A 464-nucleotide genomic window follows, 5' to 3' on the forward strand; every position below is an offset into this window, starting at 1 on the left:
TGCGTGTATTTCGCAATGCTCCTGCCAATAGCCCGGCATTCAGCTGGTGAAAGCGGAACAGGAAGCGATGCGTTGTACATTTCGACACGCTGAATCACGGCATCAAGCCACTGTGAGAATTCAGGCCAGCCCTGACGAATCGCCCTGTAAGCCCATTTGCGCGTCATTTCGAACAGGTGGCAGTTTCGCCCCATCCCGTAATGTTTATCGATGCTACGGCGCGCTGAGGCGCTCAAATCGAGATAATCAGCCAGTTCATCGAGGGTATAGGCTTCCTCGCGCCACTCCATCACCAGCCATTCCAGGTGGAACGGATTTTTGCAAATCAGGCCGCTGTAGTTCACATCCGCACAAAGTTTCTCACACAGCGAACGTTCAACCGCTGCGGCATATTTCAGCGCCTTAACCGAGGCATCAGGCGCGGTTCTCACGGCGATGTTGAGTGCGTAGAGCAGGTGAGCGTG

At 54.5% G+C, this 464-nt stretch carries 1 protein-coding gene; it reads right to left on the bottom strand.

Annotation, left to right across the window (positions count from 1 at the left end):
- On the bottom strand, nucleotides 1-464 hold a 464-nt coding region (locus tag UTM25_RS22535; protein ID WP_320715397.1), incomplete at both ends, for a replication initiation protein.

Origin of the sequence: Enterobacter sp. 61D5 (genome assembly GCF_034107965.1) — a bacterium.
In the GTDB taxonomy this organism is placed as follows: Bacteria; Pseudomonadota; Gammaproteobacteria; order Enterobacterales; family Enterobacteriaceae; genus Enterobacter; species Enterobacter cloacae_M.